The 6,110-nt window shown below is 64.2% G+C and carries 6 protein-coding genes; 1 reads left to right on the top strand and 5 read right to left on the bottom strand.

The genetic code is table 11. The annotated features are described in order from the left end of the window. The 5 genes from PHQ87_RS01930 to PHQ87_RS01910 all read right to left on the bottom strand — a co-directional run. On the bottom strand, nt 1-620 hold a 620-nt coding region (locus PHQ87_RS01930), incomplete at its 3' end, for an AMIN domain-containing protein (protein WP_300230642.1). Between the two features lie 62 nt (nt 621-682). Beyond that, complete coding sequence (locus tag PHQ87_RS01925; RefSeq protein WP_300230640.1) at nt 683-1,210, bottom strand: pilus assembly protein PilP; 528 nt, start codon at nt 1,208-1,210, stop codon at nt 683-685. Between the two features lie 20 nt (nt 1,211-1,230). Further along, nucleotides 1,231-1,920: a type 4a pilus biogenesis protein PilO gene (locus tag PHQ87_RS01920; protein WP_300230638.1), complete on the bottom strand. Its 690-nt coding sequence runs from the start codon at nt 1,918-1,920 to the stop codon at nt 1,231-1,233. Between the two features lie 5 nt (nt 1,921-1,925). Beyond that, entirely contained in the window at nt 1,926-2,540 is a 615-nt protein-coding gene (locus tag PHQ87_RS01915; protein WP_300230636.1) for a PilN domain-containing protein, read from the bottom strand. Further along, nucleotides 2,537-3,616 carry a pilus assembly protein PilM gene (locus PHQ87_RS01910; RefSeq protein ID WP_300230634.1) on the bottom strand — a complete coding sequence of 360 codons (1,080 nt, stop codon included), beginning with the start codon at nt 3,614-3,616 and terminating at the stop codon, nt 2,537-2,539. Before PHQ87_RS01910 ends, PHQ87_RS01915 begins: the two co-directional genes overlap by 4 nt. Nucleotides 3,617-3,882: 266 nt before the next feature. Between PHQ87_RS01910 and PHQ87_RS01905 the strand changes: the two genes are divergently transcribed. Then, a partial coding sequence (locus PHQ87_RS01905; protein WP_300230632.1) for a penicillin-binding protein 1A occupies nt 3,883-6,110 on the top strand: 2,228 nt, incomplete at its 3' end.

Here is a 6,110-nt window from a genome sequence, read left to right as displayed (position 1 = left end):
TCGGACACATCCAGCCGCCGGCGCAGGCCCTCGGGCAGGGAAGAGTGGAGAAATTCGACCACCAGATCCTGCCCCTGCTGACGGATGTCCACCCCCACCTGGTTGCTGCCGAGATCGACCACCACGCGGCCGGTAGCTTCGGCACCCCGCCGAAAATCGATGTCCTTGAGCGCCACGACATCGGGGTTCTGGCTGGGCGCGAACGTCGCCGCCGCTGCCGCCGCTACCGGTGGGGCCGCCACGGCCGGCGCGGCTGCGGAGGCCGCGTTGTGATCGAGCACGACCAGCAGGGTCGTGCCCTCGACCCGGGTCTGGTACGAGGCTGGCTGCTTCAGGTTGATGACCACCCGGGTCCGTTCCCCTGCCTGCACCACATGGGCCGAGCGCATATTGCCCTGGTTGATGTCCACAGCGTTGCGTCCGATGCCATTGATCACACCCGGGAAGTCGAGTGAAATGCGGGCCGGCGACTGCACCGTGAACCCCGTGGGCGCCGCCGCCAGCGGCTGCTGGGTCTCGATGCGGATGATCTCTGTCCCACCCTGAATGCTGCCGGTCAGGTTCTTGATGGCATTCTGTGCCTGCGCCCAGGCGCAGGACGCCATCAGCAGAAGTGCCATTCCTCCACGCAGCCCCCCTCGGGCGACGCGCCTTTTGCTGCGTGCCGTCATGCTTGTTCCGTTCATTTGCTCGCGTCCTCTTGTAGCTGCAGCGCCGTCGACTGCTCCATCCACTCGCCGGCGGCATCCTGCACGATTTCGCGCAGTTGCACCTCGGTCTCGGTAATACCGGTCACCTTGCCGTAGTTCTGCCCCAGGTAATTGCCCACACGCACCTGGTAGAGCAGCCTGTCGACCTTGACCAGGGCCACCAAATGGCCCTGGCGGTCCATGCTGCCCACCATGGTCATGACGTCCAGCGGAAACGCTTCCAGGGGTTCCTTGCGGCGATTGAGCTCCGGCTCGATCAGGGCCGCGTTCAGCAGCGGATTGCTCTGGGCGCCCCTGAGCACACTGGCCAGCTTCTCGCTGCTGAACGGCTCCAGCATCTGCTCGACGGTGTATGGTTTGGGTTCGAACTTGGTCGGCTCGGGAATCGGTTTCACATTGGGCCGGATCGAGTTGCGCTCCGACTGCATCCACAGACGCAGCTCGTCGTCACCCGACGATGAACAGCCGGCCATCAGCCCCGCCGCTGCCGCGGACAGCATCAGGCACCTCAGGAAAGCCCTCATTTGCGCGCCCCTTTCTTGGCCGTTGCCGCCTTCTGCTGCATCGCGATTTCCTCCTGATCGAGATAGCGGAAGGTCTTCGCGGTGCCATCCAGCGTCAGCACGCCCTCGCGGTCACGGACGGGCGCCAGCGACAGGTCATTCAAGGTCACGATCCGGGACAGGTGCGCAATATCGGCGGCAAACAGGCCCACATCGTGGTAGCGCCCCGTCACCCTGATGGTGATGGGCAGTTCGGCGTAATACTCCATGATGGATACGTTGCCCGGGCGGAACAGTTCGAACTGCAGGCTGCGCCCCAGGCCGGCCTGGTTGATGTCGGACAGCAGCGCATCCATCTCGGCCTTGCTCGGCAGTTGCTTTTCCAGCTGGCTGACGTACTGCTGGACCTGTTCCCGCTGCTTGCGCAAGGCGTCCAGATTGACCGCCTGGATCAGTTTTTTCTTGTATTCGTCGCGCAGTTGCTGTTCCTGGTTCTGTGCGGCCACCAGCTCTTCATCGACCGCCTTGAGCCAGGCAAACCACAGACCGGCGCAGACGGCGACGCCCACGGCAAGAAACAGCAGGCTGCGGGGCAGAATGGGCCACAGCGACGGATCATTGGGGTCAAGCCCCACGAACTGCCGGCGCGCCTTGTCCGACACCGACCGGATGTCCACTGAAAGAAATTTTTTTGCGTTCGCTGCCATGGCACTCAGACCTTGCCCTTCGAGGGCTTGCCCGCTTCGGACGTCGGGCCCGCGGTTTCCGAAGGCCTCACCAGGCTGACGCGGATGGTGAAGTTCGATACCCTGCGCTGATCGCGCGATTTCGGATCGATTCTCGCGGCCACGATCTCCACGAGTTCGGGCTTGCTCAGCCAGGGGCTGTCATTGCCCAGGTTGCGCAGCAGCTCGGACACGCGCTCCTGGGATTGCGCCGAACCGACCAGCAGCACGCTCTGTTTCTCCTGCTTGACACTGCGCAGGTAGACACCATCGGGCAGGCGGGTCACCAGCGCCTCCAGCAGGTGGACCGGCAGGTTGCGGTCGCTCTGCAGATTCTCCACCGCCGTCTGGCGCGCGCGCAACGAAACGATCTCGCTTTGCAGGGATGCGACATCCTTGATTTCGTTGTCGAGCTTGGCAATTTCGGCCTTCAGAAACGCATTGCGGTCCTGCTGCGCCGCCATGCGTCCCTGGTACCAGGTGAAAACCGCTCCGCAGACCAGACCGCCCAGCAGGGCGGACATGACCAGGTGCGTGTAGAACTGCTCTTTTTGCTTCTTGCGGGCCGCTTCCCGGTGCGGCAACAGGTTGATCAGGATCATTGGTAGAACCTCCTCAGCGCAAGGCCGGTGGAGGTCAGGTAGGAGGGCGCCTCCCGGGCGATCTTGCGCACCTGCACCGCGCTGCCCATGTCCATCCCGTCAAAAGGATTGATGACCATGCTGGCAAACGACGTCTGGTGCGTGACCGCTTCGGTCAGTCCGGGCAGCGCCGCGCTGCCACCAGCAATCAGGATATGGTCCACCTTGTTGTGGGGCGTGCTGGTGAAGAAGAATTGCAACGCACGGCCAATCTCCTGCGCCATGCTCTCGATGAACGGTTCGAGCACCGTGTTGCGGTAGTCCTCCGGCAGATCGCCCGAGCGCTTTTTGGCCTCGGCCTCATCGGCCGAAAAACCATACTGGCGCACGATCAGCTGGGTGAGCTGGGCACCGCCAAACGCCTGGTCCCGCTCATACAGCACATCGTCGTTGCGGATGACCTGCATGCTGGTGGTCATGGCACCCACCTCGAACAGCGCCACCAGCGCATCGACGCCACTGTTGGGCAGCGTTTCGATCACCCGGCTGGCAGCCATGCGGGAAGCATAGGACTCCACGTCCATCACCACCGGCTTGAGTCCGGCGGCCTCGGCCAGGCCTTGCCGGTCCGATACCTTTTCCTTGCGGGAGGCTGCGATCAGCACCTCGACGTCGCCCTGCGAGCTGGCACTTGGCCCGAGCACACAGAAATCCAGGCTGACCTCGTCGAGCGAAAACGGAATGTACTGATTGGCCTCGGACTCGACCTGCGCCTCCAGTTCCCGATCGGTCAGCCCGCCCGGCAGGATGATCTTCTTGGTAATGACGGCGGAAGCCGGCAGGGCCAGGGCCACGTTCTTGGTCCTGCTGCCGCTCTTGCGCACAAGCCGGCGCACGGCCTCGGCCACCTCGTCGAATTTTTCGATGTTGCCATCGGTGATCCATCCGCGCTCCAGGGGTTCGATGGCACAGCGCTCCAGCACCATATCCCCCGCACGGGTACGCCCGAGTTCCACCAGCTTGACGCTGGACGAACTGATGTCGATGCCCAGCAACGGCGCCGGCTCCCGGCTGAAAAGCGATCCCAGTGAGATCAAGATGACCCCCGATTTGTGAGGCACGCAGGCGCGCCATTACTTAAGATTTCACTTCAATGCTAGCAGCAAGCTCTTTGTGCTGGAAAGATTTTTCGGTGTCGACGTGCCGCAGAGCGTTGTCAAAAGCATACGAAGTTCACCGTTCATCACAGCCTGTAACAGGAGATGAGCCACCCGTCCGGCCCCCTTTTGCCGGCAGGCCAGGTGAGCACCCCGGTGGCGCAGGCGGCTTCCTATAATGATCGATAGCCCCGACCTTCACCGACATGCCCCAAGACGACCACCGAGACGCCACCGAACGCCCACGGAAGAGCGCCGGCGGCCCCAGCCAGGGCGGCACCTGGGGCCGGGGGCTGCTGCGCATCCTGACGGTCTTGTTCGGCCTGGCCGCGGCTGGCGCCCTCTCCATTCTGGTGCTGGTTGCCATCGCGCTGGCGACGGCCTACCCTCACCTGCCGGATGTCGCCGATCTGGCCGATTACCGGCCCAAGCTGCCGCTTCGCGTGTTCACCGCCGAAGGGCAACTGATCGGCGAATTCGGCGAGGAGCGGCGCGACCTGACGCCGATCCGGGACATTCCTGACGTCATGAAGAACGCCGTCCTCGCCATCGAGGACGCCCGCTTCTTTGAACACCGCGGTGTCGACTACAAGGGCATGCTGCGCGCAGCCCTGGCCAACCTGGGCCAGGCCAAGAGCCAGGGCGCCTCCACCATCACCATGCAGGTGGCGCGCAACGTTTTCCTGTCGGCCGAAAAGAGCTACACCCGCAAGATCTACGAGGTACTGCTGACGTTCAAGCTGGAGCACATGCTGACCAAGGAGCAGATCCTCGAGATCTACATGAACCAGATCTTCCTGGGTCAACGGGCCTACGGTTTTTCTGCCGCGGCCCAGATCTATTTCGGCAAGCCGCTCAAGGACGTCACCATCGCCGAAGCGGCCATGCTCGCCGGACTGCCCAAGGCGCCATCGGCCTACAACCCGGTCAGCAACCCCAAGCGCGCGCGCGTTCGACAACTGCACATCATCGACCGGATGCGGGACAACGGCTTCATTTCGGCGGAGGAAGCCCGGCAGGCCAAAGAGGAGCCACTGGTCCTGCGCCGCACGGGCAGCCGCGGGACCCTGCATGCCGAGTACGTCGCGGAAATGGCCCGTCAGGCCATCGTGGCGCACTACGGCGAGGAGGCCTACACCCGCGGCCTCAATGTCGTCACGAGCCTGCGGGCCGACGAGCAGCGCGCTGCCTACGAGGCCTTGCGACGCGGGGTACTGGAGTATGAACGCCGGCAGGTGTACCGAGGCCCCGAGCGGCAGATCAGCCTGCCCTCAGACCCTGCGGCACGTGATGACGCGGTCGACGACGTTCTGGACGAAGTGCCGGACAACGGCGATCTGCTGTCGGCCGTGGTGCTGCAGGCCAGCCCGAAAGAGGTGCTGGCGGTGCGACAGGACGGCGAACCCTTCAAGATCACCGGCGCCGGGCTCATGCCGGCCCAGTCCGGGCTCGCACCCAATGCGCCGGAAGCCGTACGGATCCGCCCCGGCAGTGTCATCCGGGTCGTGCAGGATGCGGGCAAGGCCTGGCGCATCACCCAGGTGCCCGAGGTGGAGGCTGCATTTGTTGCCCTGGACCCGCGCGACGGCTCGATCCGGGCCCTGGTTGGTGGCTTTGATTTCCAGAAAAACAAGTTCAACCATGTCACCCAGGCGTGGCGGCAGCCGGGCTCCAGTTTCAAGCCATTCATCTACTCCGCGGCGCTCGAAAAGGGCCTGACACCGATGACGGTGATCAACGATGCCCCCCTGTACTTCAGTGCCGAGCAGACCGGCGGCAAGCCGTGGGAGCCCCGCAATTACGACGGTCAGTTCGAAGGACCGATGTCGGCACGGCGTGCCCTGGCACGCTCCAAGAACCTGGTGTCCATCCGCATCCTGCAGATGATCGGCACCCAAAGCGCCCAGCAGTGGGTCACCCGCTTCGGTTTCGATGCCAGCAAACACCCTCCCTATCTGACGATGGCGCTGGGCGCCGGCGCCGTGACGCCGATGCAGATGGCCACAGGCTTTGGCGTCTTCGCCAACGGCGGCCACCTGGTCATGCCGAAGCTCATCACACGCGTGACCGACCAGCGGGGCCGGCTGCTGTTCGAGGACAAACGCGGTCTCGCCGATGCCCCGCGGGTCATCGACGAGCGCAATGCCTTCATCATGAACAGCCTGCTGCAGGAGGTGACGCGCAGCGGCACGGCCGCGCGCGCGCGCACCTTGCTCAAGCGCCCTGACCTCTATGGCAAGACCGGCACAACCAATGACTCTGTGGATGCCTGGTTCGTGGGCTACCAACCCACGGTGGTGGCCGCCGCCTGGGTCGGCTACGACAACCCGCGCAAACTGGGCAGTCGCGAGACGGGTGGCGGACTGAGCCTGCCGATCTGGGTCGACTACATGGCCACGGCCCTGCGCGATGTGCCGGTGGCGGAGTACAAGGC

It is taken from the genome of Hydrogenophaga sp. (assembly GCF_028698005.1).
GTDB lineage: Bacteria > Pseudomonadota > Gammaproteobacteria > Burkholderiales > Burkholderiaceae_C > Hydrogenophaga.
Note: the sequence above shows the minus strand (reverse complement) of the source record. Positions and strands in the feature narration are given on the sequence as shown.

Excerpts from the sequence above, each read along its gene's own strand:
- PHQ87_RS01925 (WP_300230640.1), bottom strand. The coding sequence starts at position 1,210 with ATGCTGTCCGCGGCAGCGGCGGGGCTGATGGCCGGCTGTTCATCGTCG.
- PHQ87_RS01920 (WP_300230638.1), bottom strand. The coding sequence starts at position 1,920 with ATGGCAGCGAACGCAAAAAAATTTCTTTCAGTGGACATCCGGTCGGTG.
- PHQ87_RS01915 (WP_300230636.1), bottom strand. The coding sequence starts at position 2,540 with ATGATCCTGATCAACCTGTTGCCGCACCGGGAAGCGGCCCGCAAGAAG.